Consider the following 611-nt stretch of genomic DNA (forward strand, 5'->3'; position numbering starts at 1 on the left):
GATTAGACGACAAAGGTATCGCTCTTATAAAGGCGTACAAGGCAAGATTGCAAAGAACTATTTAAAGCGCCAGTTTAATGCAGATCAACCAAACACACGCTGGCTTACTGATATTACTGAGTTTAAGGTGGGTAATCATAAGCTGTATTTATCACCCATACTTGATTGCTATAACAATGAGATCATCAGTTATACGCTTTCAAAGAGACCGACTTATGATTTAGTGAGCAAGATGCTAGATAAGGCGTTAGATAAGATAGATACGCACCAGAAAAACGGATTAATGCTGCATTCAGATCAAGGGTGGCACTATCAAATGAGACCGTTTAGTACAACGCTTAAACAGCACGGTATTAAGCAAAGCATGAGTAGAAAAGGGAACTGCTTGGATAATGCGCTTATGGAGGGGTTCTTCGGAACACTTAAGTGCGAGACAATTTATATTGAGAAGCCAAAATCGATTGAGCAGTTAGAACAACAAATTCATGAGTATATTCATTATTACAATAATGAACGTATTCAACTTAAACTAAAAGGACTGAGTCCTGTGCAATACAGAACTCAGTCCTTGATCTAAACTAAACCGTCCAACATTTGGGGGTCAGTTCATT

Annotated in this window: 1 protein-coding gene; it reads left to right on the forward strand. The window is 38.3% G+C overall.

What is annotated here, in order from left to right:
- Positions 1–577, forward strand: a 577-nt coding sequence (locus A1232T_RS00095; RefSeq protein WP_167367010.1) for an IS3 family transposase, incomplete at its 5' end; no start/stop codon positions are given.
- Positions 578–611 lie beyond the last annotated feature (34 nt).

The sequence above is a fragment of the Psychrobacter pasteurii genome, assembly GCF_900162815.1.
Classification (GTDB): Bacteria; Pseudomonadota; Gammaproteobacteria; order Pseudomonadales; family Moraxellaceae; genus Psychrobacter; species Psychrobacter pasteurii.